Here is a 21,122-nt window from a genome sequence, read left to right on the forward strand (position 1 = left end):
TGTGCCATAGGAGGTGGCAACATCAAAATCTTGAGATTTCCATGAATGCGATGAAATCACTGGAGGCCGCACCGTTGGTGTCCCTCTCCGGCGCCGGTGTCTATCGAAACGGACGCTGGCTGGTCCGCGGTGTCGACTTTTCCGTCCGTCCCGGCGAGATCGTCACCCTGATCGGCCCGAATGGATCGGGTAAGTCGACAAGCGCCAAGATGGCGATCGGCGTGATCAAGGCAGACGAGGGCAGGGTGGAGCGCAAGCCCGGCCTGCGCGTCGGATACGTGCCGCAGCGCCTGAGTGTCGACTGGACCATGCCGCTCACGGTTCGCCGTTTGATGACGCTGACCTCCCCTCTGTCGAATACGCAGGTGGAAGAGGCTCTCGAGGCTGTAGGCATCGCCCACCTCGCACGTGCCGAGGTGCAGCACCTCTCTGGCGGCGAATTCCAGCGTGCTCTGCTGGCGCGTGCCATGGCCCGCAAGCCCGATATCCTTGTTCTCGACGAACCCGTGCAAGGCGTCGATTTCTCCGGCGAGATCGCTCTCTATGACCTGATTACTTCGATCCGCAACTCGACGGGATGTGGCATCCTGCTGATCTCGCATGACCTGCATGTCGTCATGGCCGAAACGGATACGGTGATCTGTCTCAACGGCCATGTCTGCTGTCGCGGGACGCCGGCGGCCGTCAGCCAGAGCCCGGAATATATGCAACTCTTCGGCGCCAAGGCAGCGCGGACGCTCGCCGTCTACAGCCACGACCATGACCACACCCATCTGCCGGACGGGCGCGTGCTGCATGCCGATGGCAGCGTCACCGACCACTGCCACCCGGATGATGGCCATCACGACCACCATGGCCACGATCATAGTCATCACGGGCATGATCACCATCATGATGGCCATGATCATCACGATGGGCACCCTGCCGCAACGTCGGTGAAGGACCGGGAGCACGGCCATGCTTGATGATTTCTTCGTGCGCGCCATCCTCGCCGGCATCGGCCTCGCTTTGACGACGGGCCCGCTCGGCTGCTTCGTGATCTGGCGTCGCATGGCCTATTTCGGCGATACCATGGCCCATTCCGCCTTGCTCGGCGTCGCTCTGTCGCTGTTCTTCTCGCTCAATTTGATGGTCAGCGTTTTCGTCGTCGCTTCAATGGTCTCGCTGATCCTGATCGTCCTGCAAAAGCGTCAGGGACTGTCGGCGGATGCCCTGCTCGGTATCCTTAGCCACGCAACGCTCGCCATAGGCCTCGTGATGGTCGCCTTCATGACCTGGGTGCGCTTCGACCTCATCGCCTTCCTGTTCGGTGACATTCTCGCAGTCACACCGACCGATGTTGCGATCGTCTGGATCGGCGGCCTGTTTGTCGTCTGCGTCATTGCCTGGCTCTGGCGGCCGCTGCTTGCCGGCACCGTCAATGTCGAATTGGCCGAGGCCGAGGGCATGCAGCCCGAACGTGCCCGCCTGATCTTCATGTTGCTGATGGCGCTCGTCATTGCGATTGCCATGAAGATCGTCGGTATCCTGCTGATCACATCCTTGCTGATCATTCCGGCCGCCGCCGCACGCCGTTTCGCCTCGACACCGGAAATCATGGCCGTTCTCGCCTCGCTCATTGGCGCCGTCGCGGTTGTCATGGGGCTCTTCGGCTCACTGACCTACGACACGCCGTCGGGACCGTCGATCGTCGTTGCAGCGCTTCTTCTCTTCCTCGTCAGCCTTCTGCCGCGTCCTGGCAGCAAGGCTCGCGACATCAGCACGAGGGCATGACATGACCAAGACCGATCTCACTCGCAATCAGTCGCTCGTCTTCGATGCGCTCATGCAGTCCGAAGGGCCCCTTTCGGCCTATACCTTGCTCGACAAGTTGCGCGAACACGGCTTTCGTGCCCCCTTGCAGGTCTACCGTGCGCTCGACAAACTGGTCGAGTTCGGCATGGTCCATCGCCTCGAAAGCCTGAACGCCTTCGTCGCCTGCGCCCATCCGCATGACGGTTGCAGCGGCCATGGCACCGTCGCCTTCATGATCTGCAACAAGTGTGGCCATGTGACAGAATTCCACGACCACGAAGTCGATCACCGTCTGGAAACGATTACCCGTGGCCGCAGCTTCAAGCCGGAAAAGACGACGATTGAAATCAGAGGGCTTTGTGCTCAATGCACGGAGATCGCGGCCTAGATCGGCAGTCTCAGAGTGGATGCAGATCGCGTGCAAAGCGGCGCCAGTTGCGCACATAGTTTTCGGCTGACAGCCGAAGCCCCGCAATAGCAGCGGCGTCAAGCTCTCTGATCACCCGTGCTGGGGAGCCGACGATCAGTGAGTTGTCCGGGAAGATCTTGCCCTCGGTAATCAGGGCGTTCGCGCCAACGAGGCAGTTAGCGCCGATGCGCGCGCCATTGAGGACAGTTGCTCCCATGCCGACAAGAGAATTGTTGCCGATCGTGCAGCCGTGAATGATCGCGTGGTGGCCGATCGTACATCCGTCGCCAATCGTGACACCCTTGCCGGGGTCAGTATGCACCATCACACCATCCTGGACATTGGTGCCTGCGCCAATCACGATTGGATCATTGTCGCCGCGCAGGACCGCCCCGAACCAGATGCCGACATCCTCACCCAGATGCACGTCACCGATGACCTGCGCATCGGGTGCCAACCAGAACCGGTCGGCGGAGGGAAGAACGGGTGCCTTGTCTCCGAGGCGATAAAGCGGCATCTCAGGCTCCTTTCCGTCAGCGGAGCCGCAGGATGACGGGGAACCGGCCGGACTGTGCCGAGACGTGCAGATGGATGTTGGCCTCCGGCTGCGAATAGCGCCAGGCGCGCGCGCCATGGCTGAGCAGCAAACCGATCAGATCCTTGGTCTTGGAGCGCTTTTCGCGCAAGCCAAGATCTGCCAGACGGTAGGCAGCTTCGTGGAGAGGATGCAGGACACTGCTGGCGGATGTGAAGCCGCCATTATCCTGATCCTCGACCAAGCCGTAGTGGAAGTCTTTCGATGCCATTTCGTGATCCTCGTAAACAATACAAATCGAGGGTTTCGGGCGATCGCGTTACTGGGCGGCGGCCCAGCAGCCGATTCCCTTCTTCTTGAGCGCGTTACAGGCGTTGACTGCCTCCTTTTGCTCGCCGAAGCCGCCAAATCGTGCGCGGAAAATCTTCTTGGAGCCGTCGCCGTAAGCAACGGTGAAGGGGGTGGCGGAACGCAATACCTGTCCGCCTTTCGCCTGCGCGTCTCGCAGGAGATCCATAGCCATCTGCTGGTCCGGCGATGTGCCGATTTGCACGACCCAACCGCCGGTTGGAACCGTCGAAGCCGTGGTCATGGAGTCGACGTCAGGAGGCGTTGTCGCGGCCGAGGCGACGGAGTGTGCAGCGGTTGCCGGCGCGACTGCGGCACCTTCGTTCGGCAGATAAGCCGGCGCTGGCTGCGGGACCGGAACTGGCGGCGCCGAGGCCGACGGAGCCGCTGCAGGCATGCTGTTGAGCGCTGCACTTGCAGCATTTCCAGCTGGCGCGGCTGCATAGGCCTGGGCAACGCCGGTGTAGCGGACGTCAGGCATGGGGCCTGTCTGCGGCAACTGCGGCAGACCGCCTGTCGTCGCAGTGGCAGAACCTGCAGGCGCCACAGACGTATTATTTTTGGCGATCAGATTGCTGCCGCCGCGCGAACTGGAGGCCGCCGGCATGTAGCGCTGAACCAGGCTGGTCATCTGCGCGTTGCGCCGTGCGCCGGAAGTTGCACCCAGCACAACAGCGACGATGGAGCGGCCGTCCGCCTCGGCAGATGTCGCAAGGTTGTAACCCGCAGCACGGGTGTAGCCGGTCTTGATGCCGTCGACGCCGCGGACCTGGCCAAGCAGACGGTTGTGATTGCCGATCGTCTGCTTGCCGAACTGGAAGCTGCGGGTGGAGAAGTAGCCGTAATACTGCGGGAAGTGCTGGCGGAGTGCGATGCTGAGACGAGCCTGGTCACGCGCCGTGGTCATCTGCGCGGTGTTCGGCAGGCCGTGGGCGTTGCGATAGGTGGTCTTGGTCATGCCGAGGCTGCGAGCCTTGGCCGTCATCATCTGGGCAAATCGCTGCTCGGACCCACCGACATATTCCGCAAGGGCTGTGGCGACGTCATTGGCGGAGCGAGTAACAAGCGCCAGGATCGCCTGCTCGACGGTAATGCTGCGGCCAGTGCCGACGCCGAGTTTTGATGGGGGCTCCTTGGCGGCATTGGCGGAAAACGGCACCTTGCTATTGAGCGAAATGCGACCGGCCTCCAGCGCCTCGAAGACCATGTAGAGCGTCATCATTTTCGTCAGCGAGGCCGGATAGCGCAGGCTGTCGGCGTTTTCGCTGTAAAGAACTTTGCCCGTCTTGGCGTCGATGACGATGCCGGCATATTTGGGATTTGCCTGGGCAGAGCCGACGGCAGCGACACTCGTCACAAAGACCGCAAACGCCGCGATGACAAGCCGACGGATTGCGGCTGCGAAGTTGGAGCTTCCGAAAACTTTATGCACCACGATACTCTTTAAATCTCACCATTGACGACCGGACGCTCTCCCCCAATCGCGACCATCTCGGGTGGACCCTACGGAATTAGCCTTACCAAGAGGTTTATGATGAACGGTCGGTTGACGTTTTGGATTGATTTTTAAGCATCGTGGTTGCCGCCGCAGGACCCGCGCGCCCTGAGACATAGGCGCGAACGGCCTCATCGATCGCCTGCCAGTCACCGAGCATTCGGCTCGAAAACCTGTAGAGAACCGTTAGATCCTCTCCGACATGGATGTCGCGCTGGCAATCGCTGCTCGTGGCCTTGTCTGCGGCCAACGGCAGGAGGCAGCGGATCGCATAGGTCGTTTCGTCAGGCGCTGTGGCCGTGAGCAGGCTTTCGCCCTCGTAGCCCGTTCCAGCCCTGAAGGCCTGGCTTCGCAGCCCGGCGAGTCCTTCAGCGATTTCCGGTTCGAGAAGGCTTCTGTAGATTGGCTCGACGCGCCCGGACATGTCCTTGGACATCGTGCTTTGCGAGATCTGCAGGAAGACAAGCGACTGCGAAACCGCCAGATCGTCGAAACGGCGTCGCTCTGCGCTGGAATAGCCGGTCATTTCCGGCCAGAGTAGATAGAGGTCGACCCGCTCGGCGACGCCGCTGCGGCGCTGGTGCTCGAAGCGGATGGTGTTTGCGGGAAAGGCGAGCCGGTCGCGGCCGATCGTGATGTCGACGATCTCGGTGCTTTCGCTGTGGCCTGCAAGTGATAGTCGCGCGCCATAGGCGCGGCCAAACCAGCTGATGGCGATCGAAGCGGCCGCAAGGATCAGAATGGTGCTCGTGGCGATGATCAGGAAGCGCGTCGAGATGAGCGGTGCACGCTCGTCTTCCGCCTGCAGGCCTTTGCCGTCGCCTCGCATCTCGCCCTGATCCTCTCGACGCGGCCCTGATTGAGTGCGGCCGCGAGATCAGACTTCGGTGAACGTGGTTAAATTCGGGTTAAGGTTTTCCATTGGTGCGGGCAAAAAAAGAGCCGGTCCCGGTTGGACGGGACCGGCTCATTGGCTCCGGTCGGGGGACGGGTAGGCGGGGACAGACCGGGCCAGAAGGCGATGGCAACGCGTTATTGCGAGACGCTGCCGACGTAGCTTGCGCGACCGTCCTGAAGCTTTACCCAGCGTGCCGGGTGGCTCGAAGACTGACGCTTCAAGTAGGTGTATTCGGTCTCGGACCACAGCAGCACCTTGTTGCGCATGTTGTCGAGAATGAAGTCGCCGTGGTCGGTTCGGACGGTGAGCACGGCATGCCCCTCGCCATTCGGCTGCAGGACGACGGTCATCAGGAGGTCTGCGGGATCCAGGCCGCGATCAATCAGCATCTTGCGCTTCAACAGCGCGAAATCTTCGCAATCGCCGACGCTGCGGGGATAGGCCCAGCGTTCTTCGACGCCATAGATCTCCAGGTCGGTCAGCGGCGTGATCGAGCTGTTGACGGTGTAGTTGACGTCGAGGATCGTCTTCCAGAGTTGCTCCGTGAGCAACATCGGTCCGCTATCCGTCTGGCCGCCTGCGCATTCGCCCTGATAGGTCTGGCAGAATTCGTAATGGCCGATCGGCGGATTGGCTTTGCCGACAACCTGCATGTTGGCCGGCATGGCCGAGACTTGAAAGGCCAGTGCGCCAGCGATGACGGCGGCCAGAGTTCCAATACCCAGATTTTTCTTTGTTGTCATTGGTTGTCTCCCGGTAATGGAGATAGCAATGACAGAGAGATTTTGATGGCCCGCGAATATTAGTGCTAAGATATAAGCTTAAGTCGACGAAAAAGAGAATCTATATTGAGTATCATTCGAATTATATTTGAATAAACTTCGTGGCAAATTTGATGAAAATTTGAACTGAATTGTACCTTTTGATGCGGTTCCAAATGCTCTTGTGGTGTAAAAACCTATTTAGATACAATTCGATAGCCGGCAGATGTGATTTCCGGTTGACCGTTCCGATGATTGTATTTCGGCTGCCAAGCGCGGCACACCCAGCCACCCTGGATGCTGCTGCTTCCTCCGGTCGCTGACCTCGAAAGCCGTTTTGGGCCAATTTCTGGCCTAAAATTTCCTGAAAAAAACTGTGCCGGTCTGAGACGATTTTCCTCTCGACATAGAAAAAGGCGCCTTGCGGTGTCCGCAGGCGCCTTGTCGGGGGAGGGATGTTGGGCCCTCACAGGAATTCGGTGAGCGCTTCCTTGGACTGCAGGGTCAGGAACTCGATGGCGACGCCTTCCATGAAGTGGCGAACCACGCGTCCCCGCATGTTGCCGAGGCGCACGGCCGTGCCGATCGGCGGACGAATATCGATATCGACGGCCGCACCCGAAAGCGACAAGTCCATCAGGCGGCAAGGATAGGTCTTGCCGTCTTCGAGCGTCAGTTCGGTTCTGGTCTGGCGCGGCGTCAGGCGATCGTGACGACGATCCTCCGGCAGTCCGAGCTCGTGTTTGTTGGCGATCCAGGTCAGCTGTGCCGCAAGCTTTTCACGCTTTCGAACGGTGGCGTTGATGGAGATGACGAAACCGTCATCGGTCAACTTGACCACGGTGCCCTCGATGCGCCCGAGATGATCGATATAAGCAATCACACGTTCGCCCGGACGCGGCATGCCGGCACATGCGAAGCGCACATCGCCTGGCGACATGTCGATAACCTTGCAGACATACTCCTCATAGCTGGCAAGCATGAGACGACCCTGCAGGCTGACGGCGACGCGCTGAAAGGCGCGTTGCTGTCCCGGCGAAGCGATCGTGTTCGTATGGCTTGCCTGCGTTGAGTACATCTCGGAGATTCTGTCTGTTTCTCTATGGCTCGACATTAGGGGGCGAGCCGTTAATATAGTGTTTGCTTTTGGGTGCGCTTTTTTCAGACGGAACGATATCGCCGCAGGATTAAGGTTAAGGATGGCTTTCGGTTGTGGGCGTCGCTTGCTCATGGCATGAGGGTTCTACCAAACGCGAAGGGCTTCCTTCGGCACCAACTCCAGTCGGCGCGACGATCCGCCTAGCGCCAGCAAGGCCACTCGGTTTCCGGGCGGCCTTTTTTTTATCCGCGGCCTGCATTACCTGATGGTTTCACAACAAAAGGAATTGCAGATGCAGGATGAGACAGGATCTCGAGGCGACGAGCGCCGCAGCAACGACGGGCTTGTGCCCGAGATCGGCGCGCGATCCGAAGAGAACCCGCCCGTTTTCAATCTGCCGACCGGCATCCTTGTGGCGCTCGCCCTGATCTGCGGGATCTATGCGATCCAGCAATTCCTTCTGTCGCCAGCACTCAACCAGTGGGTCGCCGTCGAATTCGGTTTCTCGCCAATCCGCTATCTCTATCCGCTCGACGAACAGTCGTTCGCCTGGCTGTGGACGCCGGTGAGTTATTCGCTGCTGCATGGCAGCTTCGAGCATCTCGCCTTTAACGGTCTTTGGCTTGCCGCATTCGGGACGCCCGTCTGTCGTCGCATCGGCGAGGTCAGATTCCTGTTGCTGTGGGTGGTGTCTTCAGTGGCTGCGGCCGCATTGCATGCATTCGTCAACTGGGGAGAGCCATCCTTGATGGTCGGCGCCTCCGGGGTGATTTCCGCCCTGATGGGGGCCGCGTGCCGATTCGCTTTCGGCGAACGGCAGCGCAGCCTGGCCCGATTGTCCGGATGGCAGCCTCCCTTGCTGTCGGTGGGGCAGGCCCTGGCTGATCGTACCGTCCGTGTCTTCATCATCGTCTGGTTTCTCGGCAATATTGCCATCGCCTTTGGCGTTCCGGTGCTCGGGGGTGGTTCCGCTTCGATTGCCTGGGATGCACATATCGGCGGCTTCCTGCTCGGCTTCTTCGGATTTGCAGCCTTCGATCCCCATACGGGCCGTCACACAAGGGCGTGATGCCGGACTTATTGCATTCTCCTTGAATAAAGGGCACCCTTCGTACTGGCGGTCCAAGGAGGGTTGGGCCGCCGCGCGAGTGTTCTATGCGAGGAGGAACCTATGCCTGCATCAGCCAGAAGCATACTCGAACAGAAGGGCCGCAACGTCATCACCATCAGCCCCAACGTGAGCTTGGGCGAGGCGGCCCGGGTGCTGGAAGAACACAAGATCGGTGCCGTCGTCGTCGTCGGCATGGAAAGCCGCATCGTCGGCATCTTCACCGAACGCGACGTGGTTCGTGCGATCGGGTCAGCCGGTAAGGATGCTTTCGACCAGCCGGTCTCGGCCTTCATGACAGCAAATGTCTATCGTTGCCGCGAAGAGACCGGCGTCAATGAATTGATGGAGATGATGTCCACCCGGCGTTTCCGTCACGTGCCCGTCGAGGATAACGGCAAGCTTTCAGGCATCATCTCGATCGGTGACGTGGTGAAGTCGCGCATCCGCGAGATCGAGCAGGAAGCCGAACACATCAAGGCCTATATCGCCGGCTGATTTCGAAGCTGAGCGAAGGCTCGTCAGAGGGTGCGGCCGAGACCGCTCCTAGCGGAGAACTGCTTCCTGCATGCGGCGGATTTCCGTGACACGGGCCTTTGCTTCCTCATAGCCGCGATCGATCGCCTCGCCGGCCCGATGAAATTCAGAAAGACCTATGTCGTTAAGACGGGGATGCAGGGCGAGGTCCGGCGGGTCACCGGCCAGCCGCGCCCTGGAAATGCGGTCCTGAATGATGTTGAAGGCCTGCACCATCACGCCGGTCAGGCCGACCTTGTTCGGTGCTCTTGCTGTTTCTGCACTCGCCTTGTCCGGCGATGACGCCTTGTGCTTGACCACGGCGGATCGCCCGAAAACGTCGTAATGCAGATTGACCGCCATCACCAGCGGCTGCTCATAGGCCCGGCAGACGGACACCGGCACCGGATTGACCAGCGCACCGTCGATCAGCGTTCGATTGTTGCAGTGAATGGGTTCGAAAATGCCGGGCAGGGCATAGGATGCCCGAAGCGCCGTGATCAGGCTGCCGCCGTCGATCCAGACTTCGTGGCCGCTGTTGAGCTCCGATGCGACCGCAACGAAGGGCTTCGGCAAGTCCTCGACATTCAGCCCTTCGAGGTGCTCCTGCATCCGCTTGGTGAGGCGCATGCCGCCGAGAAGCCCGCCGCCTCCGATGGTCAGGTCCAGCAGGGAGGCAATCCGGCGCATGGTCAGCGACCGGGCGAAGGCTTCCAACTCGTCGAGCTTGCCAGCGAGGTAACAGCCGCCAACCAAGGCCCCGATCGAGGTACCCGCAATCATCCCGACTTCGATGCCTTCCTCGTCGAGCGCTCTCAAGACGCCGATATGCGCCCAGCCTCGAGCCGCGCCGCCGCCAAGGGCAAGCGCCACTTTAGCCTTTGCGCGTTGCTCGGGAACGATTGGAACGGCCGGCAAACTGCCGCCGTCCTTGGCAGGTTGCGAAACAGTCGCGCCGCCGTTCGAAATCATGCTCCAGTTCAGCATCTCCGCTACCCCATAAGCTGAACACTCAGGGCTCCATTAGGACATCGTCTGCTTACGATTTCGTTATGCAGACGCCAGACGTCAATGACCGTAGACGTGATCCGGATCGAAGTGGCGGTGGTCGTCGGCAATCTTGAGAGACGGCTTTCCGTCCGCAAGCTGGGCAGTCCGGTAAAAGCAGGAGCGTCGCCCGGTATGGCAGGTCGCATCATGACCGGCAACCTCAACCTTTAGCCAGATTGCGTCCTGGTCGCAGTCGACCCTGATTTCCTTGACCGTCTGAAGGTTGCCGGAGCTCTCGCCCTTTTTCCAGATCTTGCCCCTGGAGCGGCTGTAATAGTGGCCGATCCCTGTTTCGAGCGTCAGCGCGATGGCTTCGGCGTTCATATGCGCCACCATCAACAGCTCTCCGTCCCGCGCATCTGTGACGACGGCGGTCACAAGCCCATGGTCATCGAACTTGGGGGTGAAGGCGAGACCCTCCTCGAGGATCTTCTTGTCTGCCGAGGGAGCATCGAACACAAAAGCGGACATGGGCACTCGCGGTCTTAGCGGCTCCGAACCATGGACATGAAGCGCGCCTGTTCGGCCGCATTGTCCTTGAAGGCGCCGGTGAAGGTTGTGGTGAGCGTCGTGGAACCCGTCTTTTGGATCCCGCGCATGGCCATGCACATATGCTCGGCCTCGAGGAAAACCGCAACCCCGCGTGGCAGCAGGGTCTCGTCGATTGCCTGGGCAATCTGCGCAGTCATGTTTTCCTGCGTCTGCAGGCGCTTCGCGAAGACGTCGACGATGCGCGCTATCTTCGACAGGCCGAGTACGCGACCCTTCGGGAGATAGGCGACATGCGCCTTGCCCATCACGGGCAGCATGTGATGTTCGCAATGCGAGAAGAAGGAGATATCCCGGACGAGCACCATGTCGTCATAACCGCCGACCTCCTCGAAGGTCCGCCCGAGTACGTCTTCGATATCAGCGCCGTAGCCGGAAAACAGCTCTTCATAGGCCTTTGCCACGCGGGCCGGCGTATCGAGCAGGCCTTCGCGTTCCGGATCGTCACCGGCCCAGAGCAAAAGCGTACGTACGGCCTGTTCAGCCTCTTCGCGCGTCGGCCGCGGGGCTTCTACGGACAGTTTCTTGACGATGGCATCCATGGCCTTGGTCTCCCGGTCCCGCGCGAGGCGGGCCGCTGGTTTGGCTTTGCCGGATTGTAAAGGCGTAATGCGGCTCATAATGCAAGTCCGTTATCGGTGTTTCAGCCGAGAAGATCGTTTCGTCCGTGGCCGGCCTGCGTTTGTCCTGTGCCTGTCGCTTCGATATAGTGTTCTGCGAGAGCGACAAAAAGACGGCCGCTGCGACATGATGAAGGCTGCATTGTAGCAACCACTCCCTATATACGGGAGAGGCGCTGAACCGGATTGACCATGGACGACATCTACAACACCAAGATCCTCGAATTTGCCGGAAATATCGGCCGCATCGGCGTGCTTGCCGACGCGGATGCCGTTTCGGAAAAGCATTCCAAGCTCTGCGGCTCCAAGGTTCGGGTCTATCTGAAGGCTCGCGACGGCGTGGTGACCGACTTCACCCATGAGGTAAAGGCCTGCGCATTGGGTCAGGCCTCGTCGGGAATCATGGCCCGCCATGTGGTCGGAGCAACATCCGCCGAACTGCGGCAAGCGCGGTTGGACATGTTGGCCATGTTGAAGGAAGACGGGGAGGGACCCTCGGGTCGTTTCGAGGACATGCGTTTCCTGAAGCCCGTCAAGGACTACAAGGCCCGCCACGCCTCCACGATGCTGACCTTCGATGCGGTTGTCGACTGTCTGGATCAGATCGAATCGCCGGCTGCCGCAGCCGAGGCAAGCTGATCATGTGCGGCAGCCCCGACTGTGGTCATCAGCCGGCAGGCGGCGGACTGAAGAGCCGCAATTGGCAGGGCCCCTTTCGCAAGACCCCGGGCCGGCTGCTCGGCATGGGCTTTATCCGTTTCTATCAGCTGACCTTTTCCAGCATCGTCGGCAGTTCCTGCCGCCATATGCCGACCTGTTCCGAATATGGCTACGAGGCGGTAGCGCGGCACGGTCTCTGGCGGGGTGGCTGGCTCACCCTCTTTCGCGTCGTCCGCTGCGGTCCAGGCGGCACCTGGGGTCCGGATCCCGTGCCCGAAACTTTGGCTCAGCGCTTTACCTGGTACACCCCTTGGCGCCTCTGGACCTTCGGACGCAAGCAGGCAACCTGATACCAATTCAAAGGCGGCCGGAATTCGCCTTAGGATCGATATGCCGAATCGCTCGGGAGATGACGGATGCCCATGCCCCTCGAATATCGCCAGGCCTCCGCCGACTTTGATGCCTTCATGAAGGATCTGGTCGCGAGCTCGATGCTCACATCGTCTCATCAGGCCTACACGATGTTGCAGGCTGTGCTGCAGGTCTTCCGGCGGCGGCTGACCTTTGCCGAGGCCATATCCTTCGCAAATGTGCTGCCGCCCGTTTTGCGCGCCATCTTCGTCAGCGACTGGGATGTCGATCTGCCCAAGTCACCCTTTGCTGAAAGGGATGAGCTGATGAGAGAAGTCCGCGCCTTCCGCCACGACCATAATTTGTCGACCGAAACCGCGATCGAAGATGTAACGTCAGCGATCAGGCGACATGTCGATCCTGCTGCCTTCGACCGCGTCATGAAAACCTTGTCCGCTAATGCCCGCGGTTTCTGGTCAATGGGATCACCCTAGCAAGATCCTTTACTCATCAGTACTTTCAGCCTATCAAGCGCCGGTTCGTGGCGGGGTTTTTGACCCCCGCAATTTTCACCACCCGCATTCGTTGGCGGGACTGGATCAGGAGACGTTTATGTCCGCTTCCGTAGCTCTCACTTTCCCCGATGGCTCTATCCGCGAATACGCAGCCGGCACGACCGGTGCCGAGGTCGCTGAATCCATTTCCAAGTCGCTGGCCAAGAAGGCCGTCGCCATCGCGCTCGACGGCACGCTCCGCGACCTCTCTGACCCGGTTGTCGGGGGTAAGATCGAGATCGTCACCCGCACCGATCCGCGTGCGCTGGAACTCATCCGCCACGATGCCGCGCACGTCATGGCAGAAGCCGTGCAGGAACTCTGGCCCGGCACCCAGGTGACCATCGGCCCGGTGATCGAGAACGGATTCTACTACGACTTCGCCAAGGACGAACCCTTCACGCCCGAGGATCTGCCGAAGATCGAAAAGCGGATGAAGGAGATCATCCAGCGCAACAAGCCCTTCACCAAGGAAATCTGGCCGCGCAACAAGGCGAAGGAAGTCTTTGCCTCCAAGGGCGAGAAGTACAAGGTCGAACTGGTCGACGCGATCCCGGAAGATCAGGATCTGAAGATCTACTATCAGGGCGACTGGTTCGACCTCTGCCGTGGGCCGCATATGGCGTCCACCGGGCAGATCGGCATGGCCTTCAAGCTGATGAAGGTCGCTGGTGCCTACTGGCGTGGTGACAGCAACAACCCGATGCTGACCCGCATCTACGGCACGGCCTTTGCCGAACAGGAGCAGCTGGACAACTATCTGCACATTCTGGCCGAAGCCGAGAAGCGCGACCACCGCAAGCTCGGCCGCGAAATGGATCTCTTCCATTTCCAGGAAGAAGGCCCCGGCGTCGTCTTCTGGCACGGCAAAGGCTGGCGCATGTTCCAGACGCTGACCTCCTACATGCGCCGTCGTCTCGAAGGCACCTATCAGGAAGTCAACGCGCCGCAGATCCTCGACAAGTCTCTCTGGGAAACCTCGGGACACTGGGGCTGGTATCAGGAAAACATGTTCGCCGTGAAATCGGCCCATGCCTTCATGAACCCCGATGACGAGGAAGCCGACCAGAAGGTCTTCGCCTTGAAGCCGATGAACTGCCCGGGTCACGTGCAGATCTTTAAGCATGGCCTCAAATCTTATCGCGAGCTTCCCGTCCGCCTCGCCGAGTTCGGCACGGTTCATCGCTACGAAGCCTCCGGCGCGCTGCATGGCCTGATGCGTGTCCGCGGCTTTACCCAGGACGACGCCCACGTCTTCTGCACGGAAGAGCAGATGGCGGCCGAATGCCTGCGCATCAACGATCTTATCCTGTCGGTCTACGAGGACTTCGGGTTCAACGAGATCGTCGTGAAGCTCTCGACCCGTCCGGAAAAGCGCGTCGGTTCGGACGACCTTTGGGATCGCGCCGAAAGCGTGATGATGGACGTGCTGAAGCAGATCGAGGAACAATCGGGCGGCCGCATCAAGACCGGCATTCTGCCGGGCGAGGGCGCCTTCTACGGTCCGAAGTTTGAATACACCCTGCGGGACGCCATTGGCCGTGAATGGCAGTGCGGCACGACCCAGGTCGACTTCAACCTGCCGGAACGTTTCGGTGCTTTCTACATCGACCAGAACTCGGAAAAGGTTCAGCCGGTTATGATCCACCGCGCCATCTGCGGCTCGATGGAGCGTTTCCTCGGCATCCTGATCGAGAACTTTGCCGGCCACATGCCGCTCTGGTTCGCGCCGCTGCAGGTCGTCGTGGCCACGATCACCTCGGATGCCGACGACTACGGTCGTGAAGTGGCAGAACAGCTCCGCGATGCAGGCCTGCAGGTCGAGACCGACTTCCGCAACGAGAAGATCAACTACAAGGTCCGCGAGCACTCCGTGACCAAGGTTCCGGTGATCATCGTCTGCGGCAAGCGCGAGGCGGAAGAAAAGACCGTCAACATTCGCCGCCTCGGTTCGCAGGACCAGGTGTCGATGCCGCTGACTGAGGCTGTAGCTGTGCTGGCAGGAGAAGCGACCCCGCCGGACGTCAAGCGCAAGCTGGCGAAACGTAAGGCCTAACCAAAATCGACCGTCTGACAGTGTGTTGCCGCACTGTCAGACGGCTGTCATCGAAACGGCATATGACGGTCCGATGACTTTCCGCATCACCGGAGCCTTTCCGTGAAGTTCAAAGAACTCTCCTACGCCAACGAACGCGACCCGAAGCTCAAGCGCTGGTTCATCCGCTCGATCGAGGGGCTTTCCGGTCGCGACCGTTTTACCCGGCTCTACGAGATCTGGCGCAACGATATCGTCGGCAAGACCGATCGCGTCTTCGGCAAGATGCTGGACCTGATCAATGTCGACCTGAAGGTCGAAGGCACCTGGCCGCCTGAATACATCCCCGAAGGCCCAATCGTCATCGTCGCCAATCATCCCTTCGGCATCGGCGATGGCATCGCTGTCTTGGCTCTCGCTGAACAGCTTGGCCGTCCGTTTCGTGTCCTCAACAACAATGAACTCCTGAAGGTGCCGGAAATGGCGCCTTACTCGTTGCCCGTTTCCTTCGAGGAAACCAAGGAAGCGCTCGCCATCAACATGCAGACCCGGCACGAAGCTTTGCGTCTGTTGAAGGAAGGCGTGACGGTCGTGATTTTCCCGTCAGGCGGCGTCGCGACCGCCAAGAAGGGCTTCGGTCGCGCCGAGGACCTTCCCTGGAAGATGTTTCCGGCCAAGCTTATCCAGGCTGCAAAGGCCAATGTCGTCCCGGTCTTCTTCGAAGGCCAGAACGGGCGTCTCTTTCATCTCGCCAGCAAGATCTCACTGACGTTGCGCGTGTCGCTGCTGATCCGGGAATTCCGCCGCCTGTCCGGCACAACGATCCGGGCACGGGTCGGCGTGATGATTCCCTGGGAAGAGTTGAGCACACATGCGGACCGCAAGGACCTGCTCGCAAAGCTCTTTGGCGCGGTATTCAGTATGGCGCCCGTCGAGCGCCGCAAACTCCGCCGCGCCGCCTAAGAGTCAGGACTGGTTGAGCATCAGCTCGACATCCATGTTGACCCCGGCCTTCACCTCGAAATCCCGCTGGAAGAGCTTGTCCTTGTTGCGTGCAACCGCCGTGTACTGGCCTTCCGCCAATACCATCACCGGGAAGGCGCTGACGCTTTCCGCCACGATGTCTCCGCCTGATGTCAGCACGGACCAGGCGGTATCGGCAATCGCTTCGCCGCCTTCTTCCGAGACGAGCTTGAAGCCGACCTGAGAGGCGCGGTGCTGGATGGTCGCTTCGGTGAGTTCGCCGGCTTCGACCGTAATATCGGCGCGCACCACGGCGTTGATCGAGCCATATTCCGACACGACATGATAGGTTCCGGCGTTCAGGCGGACGATGGTGTTCGGCTTGACATCCGCAAGCACCAGACCGCGCTCTCCATCTTCGCGGACTTCGGAGGCGTAGATGTCGAAACTCAGCTGCTTGTCGGGGATATGGGTGTCGGCGCCGGAGATGGCGCTCAGCGACATGCCGCCGGCATCGAGCACCAGAAGCTGATCGGCAACCTCGCCTTCGACCGGCACGGTGAGCTTTTTGGTGGCGCCAGCGCGGCCGAAGGAGACGTTGATGAAATAGTCGCCGGGCGCAAGCTGAAATGCTGCAGATCCGCCTTCTGCGCTGGCCAGCAGCGGCAGCTTGCCGTCTTCACCAGGGATGGGGCTGAAGACGCGCCAGGACAGCCCATGCTGCATCGGTTCGCCCTTGTCGGTGAGCTTGGCGTCCAGCTTGACGCTGCGCCCTTGCGTCACATTGGCGATCGCGGCTGCACCCGGAGCCGAAAACGCCTTCAGCTTCGGCATCTTGGTAGAGCCGTTCAGCTGTTTGAAGGTTTCAAAGGCTTCCTGAGCAAAGGACGGCGATGTTGCAGCCGAGGCCACAAGGAGCCAGAGCAGCAGCCGGACAAGACCAGATTGGCGGGACATGCGATGCACTGTGTGTTGACTTCCTTCCCAATGCCGGCAACTTCAAACCGAACCGCATGGCAATTTCAAGACCTGCCGCGACCGCAAAGGCCTATGAAGGTAACAAGAAAATGAAAAAAGACATCAAGCTGCTCGATTATCTGGCAGTTCGCCGCTCCGTGCCCGCTTTTCAGATGTGCGAGCCGGGTCCGGACAAGGCGGAAATCGAGTCGATTCTGACATTGGCGGTCCGCGTTCCCGATCACGGCAAGATCGCTCCCTGGCGCTTCATCGTCTACCGGGGCGAGGAACGCGCCCGGATCGGCGAAGAACTGCTGAAGATCGCGCTGGAGAAGAACCCGGGTCTCTCAGAGGAGATGATCCAGGTCGAACGCGCGCGTTTCACCCGGGCACCGGTGGTGATCGCAGTGATCTCGACGGCTGCCCCGCATGTGAAGATCCCGGAATGGGAGCAGGTCATGTCAGCAGGTGCCCTCTGCCTCAACCTGCTGATGGCGGCCAATGCCCATGGCTACGTCTCGAACTGGCTGAGTGAATGGTTCGCCTTCGACGAGCGCGCCCATCCGCTTCTCGGCGTAAAGGCTGGTGAGAAGGTAGCCGGCTTCATCCATATCGGCTCGACCGAGTTTCCGATCGTCGAGCGTCCGCGTCCGGCGCTGGAAGATCTCGTTTCCTGGCAGGGTGGCGAAGACTGATGTTCTATGACACCGAGACGAATGCCCATGGCATGGCACACGATCCCTTCAAGGCGATCGTGGCGCCGAGGCCGATCGGCTGGATCGGCACGAAGGGCAGGGATGGCATCCGCAACCTTTCCCCCTATTCCTTCTTCAACGCCGTCGGCGACCGACCGAAAATGGTCATGTTCTCGTCGAGCGGCCGCAAGGACAGCCTCAGAAACGTCGAGGAAACCGGCGTCTTCACGGCAAGCTTCGTCAGCCGGACATTGATGGACCGGATGAACGAATCGTCGGCCGCCGTTGCCTATGAGACGGATGAATTCGAGCTGGCGGGTCTGACCCCAGCACCCGGGAGAGTCGTCGACGCTCCCTATGTTGGGGAAGCCGTCGCGGCGCTCGAATGCCGGGTGACCAAGATCCTGACCTTGCCCGACATGGACGGGAATGACACCGACAGCCATGCCGTCTTTGGACAGGTCGTCGGCATCCATATTGCGGACGAGGTGATCCGGAACGGACGATTCGATCTGGCTGTTGCCGATCCAATCATGCGCCTGGGCTATATGGACTATGCCGGCATGGGGCCGATCTTCGAGTTGAAGCGGCCGAGCCAGAGAACCTGAGCAAGCCGCGACCCGGTCTTCGCCCTGCTGAACCGGGTCGGGTTTCGTGGTTAATGAACGTGGTGAACGTTTCTTAAACACTTTGATCCTACTGTCGAAACACCGAATGCTTCGGGTTTGTACAGGTGGCGAGTGGGTTCGACTTTGATCGTTGCAGCTTTTCTCAGATGGGTCGAAACGGCAAAGACGCAGGAGCGGGCGCGTGCTGCAAATGCGCTGGCTCGCGCCTATTTGAAATCCGACATGGCGCCCGAAGAACGGCAAGCTGCCCAAATGGCGATGACCTATCTGCTCGATGATCCCGCACCGCAGGTCCGGTTGGCGCTTGCGGACATTCTGGCTGTGGAGGAGCGCGCTCCACGGGCATTGATGGTGTCTCTGGCCGAGGATCAGCCGGAAATCGCTTCGGTCGTCATTCTGTGCTCGCCGGTTCTGTCTGATGCCGATCTGGTCGACATCGCCGGCCGTGGCACCGTCGAAACCCGTGCTCTGATTGCTGCCCGCAAGGAGGTCAGCGTTGGCGTGGCCGCAGCACTTGCTGAGATCGGCGATGCGGCCGAGCTTGAGGTGCTCCTGGAAAATCATGGCGCCCGCATCACTGCCTTTACCTTGCGCCGCATTGCCGAGCGTCACGGACACAACGAGCGAATCCGCGCCCTTCTTCTGGATCGTGACGATCTCACGAGTGGTGTGCGGCAACTCCTCGTCCAGTTCGTCACTGAAGCGCTCGCCGGCTCAGGTTTGGTGATCGGCGCCATCGGCAGCCGTCGCATCGAGCGAATCGCCCGCGAAGCCGGCGACAGCGCCACCATCGCCCTGCTTGCCGACGTTCATGGCGACGAACTCGTGCGTCTGACCGAACAGCTTCGCGTTGCCGGGCGTCTGACGCCCGCCTTCCTGATGCATGCGCTGTGCGCTGGACGGACCGACTTCTTCTCCTGCGCCATCGTTGCGATTTCCGGGCTCGATGAGCGCCGCGTACGCTCTATCCTCGCAACCGGACGCTTCCACGCCGTGCGCGCACTCTTGGAGTCAGCCGGGCTCGGTCGGGATGTCAGCCCGCTTTTCGTCGATGCCGTCATGTTGTGGCGGGGGCTCATCCAGTCGGCGAGCGGCTTCGACCTCGATCATATCGCCCACCGCCTGGTGCAGCGTTATCGCGGGGACAGCAATCTGAGCGAACCCGCAACAGCGCTCGTCGACATGATCGAGCGGCTTGCCATTGCGGAAGAACGTCGTCTGGCCCGGGATTATGCCTCAGGCTTTGCACTCGCTGCCGCCTGAGTTGTCAGGGCACGATCTTTTTCGCCACCCACGAATAGCTTTCCGACACGACGTGGATCGGCTTCTCGAAGATCATCTTGATCGCAGCCTTGCCGGGCAAGACCTCACGGACTGCGTCGACTGCACGGTCCTTCAGCGTCCGCTCCTGTTCCGGCGTCGGTGCCGCAGCCGCTGCAGCACTGTTCTCATTCTCCGCTGATTGAGCAGCCAACGCCTCCGTGATGTCAGGTGGAGGCATCTGGCAGACGGCCACGGCCGTGGGGTAGCCAATATTGCCGTAGCGTCCGAGCACCTGCTCCGACGCAGCGTTGCACAGCTCGATCGACACAAAGCGTTCTGCCGGCGTCTCAACGAACTCGCATTGGCTGACACTGTCGTCGCAGCCGAGGATCGTCATCATGATCAGTGCGGTCTTCATCGCAAGGGGCTCCCGTCGGGGTCGTTGGCGGTCAGACGAAACAGAATGATTGGAGCCGAAGCAAGGCAGGAGGCAGATGGCTCATCGACATAGGCCTCAAGATGCGCGGAGTGACTGCTTGGATCCGCAGCTCGCGCTAGGCAGCCGAGATCCGCTTGGCTTCAAGCTCCGATTCGGTGAAGAGATCGAGTTCCCCTTGTTCCTCCGAGGGAAGGACCTCATCCGAAAGCTCCACTTCGCGGATCCACTCGCGCCAGATGGACACCAGCAACGCCATCAACACCGGACCGATGAAAAGGCCCAGGAAGCCCATGGTTTTCACGCCTCCCACCAGACCGAAGAAGGTCGGCAGGAACGGCAGCTTGATCGGGCCGCCGACGAGGCGGGGACGGACCGTCTTGTCGACGATGAAGAGTTCGACCGAGCCCCAGATGAAGAGAGCGACGCCCTCGATAGTTGCGCCGCTGGCGACGAGATAGATCGAGACCAGCGTGAACGAGAGAGGCGCGCCGCCCGGAATGAGTGCCATGACGCCGGTGATCACCCCGAGGGTGACCGGGGACGGGACGCCTGCCAACCAATAGGCGATGCCGAGAATGATGCCTTCGCCAATCGCGATCAGCGTCATGCCGGTGACGGTGGAGCTGATGGTGGCTGGTACGACACGCGAAATTCGTTCCCAGCGATCAGGAAGAATGCGCTCGCCGAGCAGGTCCAGCTGGCGCGCGAAGCTCTTGCCGTCGCGGTAGACGAAGAAAAGTGCGATCAGCATGAAGAGAAGGGTCAAGACGAGATGGAACAGGCCATCGCCGGCTGCGATCACGGCACGGTAGATATTGCCGATATTGGCGCCGCTGACGATCTGGATCAGTTCGCCGATGGCACCGGGCTGCCCAACATGCTCCGTCCACTTCTGAGCCAGCCAGTCGCCGACGCGCGGCAGTGCGGCAATCCAGGAAGGAGGCGGGGTGCCCGTTGTGTTTGCTTCGACGGCCCAGGTGATCCACTGCCGGATTTCTTCAACGGCGTAAGAAATGGCGATGCCGATCGGCACGATCAGAAATGTCAGAATGAACAACAGTGCCAGCGTTGCGCCAAGCGTGGTGTTGCCGCCGATCTGATCAAGAAGCCGGTGGTAAAGTGGCCAGCTTGCAAAGGCGATGACGAGCGCCGCCAGCACAGGCACGACGAAACCGTGGAAAAAGTAGATCGAGGCAATCCCGATGAGCACCAGCAGCCAGCGTGCCACGGAGATCGGTGTGATCAGGGCGATGCGATTGGCCGTTGCCTGACCGAGCCAACGCGGCCCTTTCGACGGGGTCTGAATTTCAGCCTGACTCACGTTCTGGACTATCCCGTTAAAGCTGCCCAGCATATGGAGCATTCTAGCGCTGGAAACAAGCGGCGGCCCCGGA

General features: G+C 60.4%; 25 protein-coding genes. 13 read left to right on the forward strand and 12 right to left on the reverse strand.

Translation table 11 applies throughout. From position 1 onward, the window contains the following. The first annotated feature begins 41 nt into the window (after positions 1-41). The 3 genes from D4A92_RS16945 to D4A92_RS16955 are packed head-to-tail and all read left to right on the forward strand — an operon-like array spanning position 42 to position 2,182. Entirely contained in the window at positions 42-965 is a 924-nt protein-coding gene (locus D4A92_RS16945) for an ATP-binding cassette domain-containing protein (RefSeq protein WP_203015930.1), read from the forward strand. Continuing rightward, positions 958-1,773, forward strand: a complete 816-nt coding sequence (locus D4A92_RS16950; RefSeq protein WP_203015932.1) for a metal ABC transporter permease — start codon at positions 958-960, stop codon at positions 1,771-1,773. Before D4A92_RS16945 ends, D4A92_RS16950 begins: the two co-directional genes overlap by 8 nt. Position 1,774: 1 nt before the next feature. After that, the gene (locus D4A92_RS16955; protein WP_203015933.1) at positions 1,775-2,182 is read left to right on the forward strand and encodes a Fur family transcriptional regulator; all 408 of its coding nucleotides are present in this window, start codon (positions 1,775-1,777) and stop codon (positions 2,180-2,182) included. A 10-nt stretch (positions 2,183-2,192) separates the two neighbouring features. On the opposite strand, the gene D4A92_RS16960 is transcribed toward D4A92_RS16955, so the two are convergent. The 6 genes from D4A92_RS16960 to D4A92_RS16985 all read right to left on the reverse strand — a co-directional run bounded on the left by D4A92_RS16960 (position 2,193) and on the right by D4A92_RS16985 (position 7,318). Beyond that, positions 2,193-2,720: a gamma carbonic anhydrase family protein gene (locus tag D4A92_RS16960; protein WP_203015935.1), complete on the reverse strand. Its 528-nt coding sequence runs from the start codon at positions 2,718-2,720 to the stop codon at positions 2,193-2,195. A gap of 16 nt (positions 2,721-2,736) precedes the next feature. Then, positions 2,737-3,009, reverse strand: coding sequence for a hypothetical protein (locus D4A92_RS16965; protein ID WP_246753964.1), 273 nt, complete (start codon positions 3,007-3,009; stop codon positions 2,737-2,739). A gap of 48 nt (positions 3,010-3,057) precedes the next feature. Continuing rightward, complete coding sequence (locus D4A92_RS16970; RefSeq protein ID WP_425957933.1) at positions 3,058-4,518, reverse strand: D-alanyl-D-alanine carboxypeptidase; 1,461 nt, start codon at positions 4,516-4,518, stop codon at positions 3,058-3,060. A gap of 97 nt (positions 4,519-4,615) precedes the next feature. Continuing rightward, positions 4,616-5,410 carry a hypothetical protein gene (locus tag D4A92_RS16975; RefSeq protein ID WP_203015937.1) on the reverse strand — a complete coding sequence of 265 codons (795 nt, stop codon included), beginning with the start codon at positions 5,408-5,410 and terminating at the stop codon, positions 4,616-4,618. A 203-nt stretch (positions 5,411-5,613) separates the two neighbouring features. Then, positions 5,614-6,222, reverse strand: a complete 609-nt coding sequence (locus D4A92_RS16980; RefSeq protein ID WP_006728442.1) for a transglutaminase-like cysteine peptidase — start codon at positions 6,220-6,222, stop codon at positions 5,614-5,616. A 484-nt stretch (positions 6,223-6,706) separates the two neighbouring features. Beyond that, positions 6,707-7,318 carry a PilZ domain-containing protein gene (locus tag D4A92_RS16985; protein WP_203015947.1) on the reverse strand — a complete coding sequence of 204 codons (612 nt, stop codon included), beginning with the start codon at positions 7,316-7,318 and terminating at the stop codon, positions 6,707-6,709. Between the two features lie 313 nt (positions 7,319-7,631). Between D4A92_RS16985 and D4A92_RS16990 the strand changes: the two genes are divergently transcribed. Both D4A92_RS16990 and D4A92_RS16995 read left to right on the forward strand, forming a co-directional pair. Beyond that, positions 7,632-8,408, forward strand: coding sequence for a rhomboid family intramembrane serine protease (locus D4A92_RS16990; protein WP_203015949.1), 777 nt, complete (start codon positions 7,632-7,634; stop codon positions 8,406-8,408). A 102-nt stretch (positions 8,409-8,510) separates the two neighbouring features. Then, positions 8,511-8,945 (forward strand): CBS domain-containing protein, encoded by a 435-nt coding sequence (locus D4A92_RS16995; protein WP_203015951.1) that lies wholly within the window; start codon positions 8,511-8,513, stop codon positions 8,943-8,945. A gap of 48 nt (positions 8,946-8,993) precedes the next feature. Here the strand turns inward: D4A92_RS16995 and D4A92_RS17000 are convergent, their stop codons facing one another. The 3 genes from D4A92_RS17000 to folE all read right to left on the reverse strand — a co-directional run bounded on the left by D4A92_RS17000 (position 8,994) and on the right by folE (position 11,104). Beyond that, the gene (locus D4A92_RS17000) at positions 8,994-9,950 is read right to left on the reverse strand and encodes a patatin-like phospholipase family protein (protein ID WP_203015953.1); all 957 of its coding nucleotides are present in this window, start codon (positions 9,948-9,950) and stop codon (positions 8,994-8,996) included. A gap of 81 nt (positions 9,951-10,031) precedes the next feature. Then, the gene (hisI, locus tag D4A92_RS17005; RefSeq protein ID WP_203015962.1) at positions 10,032-10,484 is read right to left on the reverse strand and encodes a phosphoribosyl-AMP cyclohydrolase; all 453 of its coding nucleotides are present in this window, start codon (positions 10,482-10,484) and stop codon (positions 10,032-10,034) included. A gap of 14 nt (positions 10,485-10,498) precedes the next feature. Then, complete coding sequence (folE, locus tag D4A92_RS17010; RefSeq protein ID WP_203015964.1) at positions 10,499-11,104, reverse strand: GTP cyclohydrolase I FolE; 606 nt, start codon at positions 11,102-11,104, stop codon at positions 10,499-10,501. A gap of 270 nt (positions 11,105-11,374) precedes the next feature. Between folE and D4A92_RS17015 the strand changes: the two genes are divergently transcribed. From D4A92_RS17015 to D4A92_RS17035, 5 genes are all read left to right on the forward strand, one after another. Next, positions 11,375-11,821 (forward strand): iron-sulfur cluster assembly scaffold protein, encoded by a 447-nt coding sequence (locus D4A92_RS17015; RefSeq protein WP_203015966.1) that lies wholly within the window; start codon positions 11,375-11,377, stop codon positions 11,819-11,821. 2 nt (positions 11,822-11,823) lie between these two features. Further along, positions 11,824-12,192: a membrane protein insertion efficiency factor YidD gene (yidD, locus tag D4A92_RS17020; RefSeq protein ID WP_203015970.1), complete on the forward strand. Its 369-nt coding sequence runs from the start codon at positions 11,824-11,826 to the stop codon at positions 12,190-12,192. A 66-nt stretch (positions 12,193-12,258) separates the two neighbouring features. Next, positions 12,259-12,687 carry a DUF2267 domain-containing protein gene (locus D4A92_RS17025; RefSeq protein WP_203015972.1) on the forward strand — a complete coding sequence of 143 codons (429 nt, stop codon included), beginning with the start codon at positions 12,259-12,261 and terminating at the stop codon, positions 12,685-12,687. A gap of 118 nt (positions 12,688-12,805) precedes the next feature. After that, positions 12,806-14,803, forward strand: coding sequence for a threonine--tRNA ligase (gene thrS, locus D4A92_RS17030; protein WP_203015979.1), 1,998 nt, complete (start codon positions 12,806-12,808; stop codon positions 14,801-14,803). 102 nt (positions 14,804-14,905) lie between these two features. Then, positions 14,906-15,745, forward strand: coding sequence for a lysophospholipid acyltransferase family protein (locus D4A92_RS17035; protein ID WP_203015981.1), 840 nt, complete (start codon positions 14,906-14,908; stop codon positions 15,743-15,745). 3 nt (positions 15,746-15,748) lie between these two features. Here D4A92_RS17035 and D4A92_RS17040 read toward each other — a convergent pair whose 3' ends face one another. Beyond that, the gene (locus D4A92_RS17040; protein WP_203015983.1) at positions 15,749-16,702 is read right to left on the reverse strand and encodes a hypothetical protein; all 954 of its coding nucleotides are present in this window, start codon (positions 16,700-16,702) and stop codon (positions 15,749-15,751) included. 110 nt (positions 16,703-16,812) lie between these two features. Between D4A92_RS17040 and D4A92_RS17045 the strand changes: the two genes are divergently transcribed. The 3 genes from D4A92_RS17045 to D4A92_RS17055 all read left to right on the forward strand — a co-directional run bounded on the left by D4A92_RS17045 (position 16,813) and on the right by D4A92_RS17055 (position 19,289). Continuing rightward, positions 16,813-17,397 (forward strand): nitroreductase family protein, encoded by a 585-nt coding sequence (locus tag D4A92_RS17045; RefSeq protein WP_203015985.1) that lies wholly within the window; start codon positions 16,813-16,815, stop codon positions 17,395-17,397. Continuing rightward, on the forward strand, positions 17,397-18,005 hold the full coding sequence (locus D4A92_RS17050; RefSeq protein WP_203015987.1) for a flavin reductase family protein: 609 nt from the start codon (positions 17,397-17,399) through the stop codon (positions 18,003-18,005). The genes D4A92_RS17045 and D4A92_RS17050 overlap by 1 nt, the downstream gene beginning before the upstream one ends. A 144-nt stretch (positions 18,006-18,149) precedes the next feature. Then, the gene (locus tag D4A92_RS17055; RefSeq protein ID WP_203020005.1) at positions 18,150-19,289 is read left to right on the forward strand and encodes a DUF2336 domain-containing protein; all 1,140 of its coding nucleotides are present in this window, start codon (positions 18,150-18,152) and stop codon (positions 19,287-19,289) included. Between the two features lie 4 nt (positions 19,290-19,293). On the opposite strand, the gene D4A92_RS17060 is transcribed toward D4A92_RS17055, so the two are convergent. After that, positions 19,294-19,707, reverse strand: coding sequence for a hypothetical protein (locus D4A92_RS17060; RefSeq protein WP_203015989.1), 414 nt, complete (start codon positions 19,705-19,707; stop codon positions 19,294-19,296). A gap of 136 nt (positions 19,708-19,843) precedes the next feature. After that, positions 19,844-21,082, reverse strand: a complete 1,239-nt coding sequence (locus D4A92_RS17065) for an AI-2E family transporter (RefSeq protein ID WP_203015991.1) — start codon at positions 21,080-21,082, stop codon at positions 19,844-19,846. Between the last annotated feature and the right edge of the window lie 40 nt (positions 21,083-21,122).

It is taken from the genome of Rhizobium rosettiformans (genome assembly GCF_016806065.1).
In the GTDB taxonomy this organism is placed as follows: domain Bacteria; phylum Pseudomonadota; class Alphaproteobacteria; order Rhizobiales; family Rhizobiaceae; genus Allorhizobium.